Here is a 522-nt window from a genome sequence, read left to right as displayed (position 1 = left end):
AATCGGCTGCGACATGCGGATGAGGCGCCGTGCGGCTTCGGGCGATCCATGTGGTGCGGGCGCCAGCGGCTGGAAGGCGGAGGGTTCCGGCGCTGGTGGTGGCATGCTGAGGAAGAGCCGAGCCTCGTCGGCGACATCCTTGAAGTCGATGAGGCCGCAGCTCTCGCGGATGACGTCGAGGAGGTCTCCATGCTCGCCGGTAGCGGCGTCAGTCCATTTCCCGGCGGGGCCTTTGGGCGAGTCCTTGAGCCGGACGTACATCGAGCGGCCCTTAGTGTTACGGGCGTCGCCCACCTGCCAGTAGTTGCCCTGACGGTGGCCATTGCTGAGATAATGGCGGCACACCGCCTCGGCCTGTCGGCCGAGACGTTGCGCGAGATCGGATGCGTCGAGACGGGCCATCACGCTGCCTCCCGCTCGCCGACGCGCTGGATCGGGTAGGTGCCGATCAGCTTGCCGATGATGGTCGCGCCGTCCGCGCCGACGGGCACGAAGAAGCGGAGCTTCCACGAGATGATCTCG

Annotated in this window: 1 pseudogene; it reads right to left on the bottom strand. The window is 67.0% G+C overall.

What is annotated here, in order from left to right:
- A pseudogene (locus AACY08_RS28660) lies at window positions 1–402 on the bottom strand (hypothetical protein); the annotation flags it as partial.
- Between the last annotated feature and the right edge of the window lie 120 nt (window positions 403–522).

This window comes from Pseudomonas sp. EL_65y_Pfl1_R83 (assembly GCF_963970695.1).
GTDB lineage: Bacteria > Pseudomonadota > Gammaproteobacteria > Pseudomonadales > Pseudomonadaceae > Aquipseudomonas > Aquipseudomonas tritici.
Note: the sequence above shows the minus strand (reverse complement) of the source record. Positions and strands in the feature narration are given on the sequence as shown.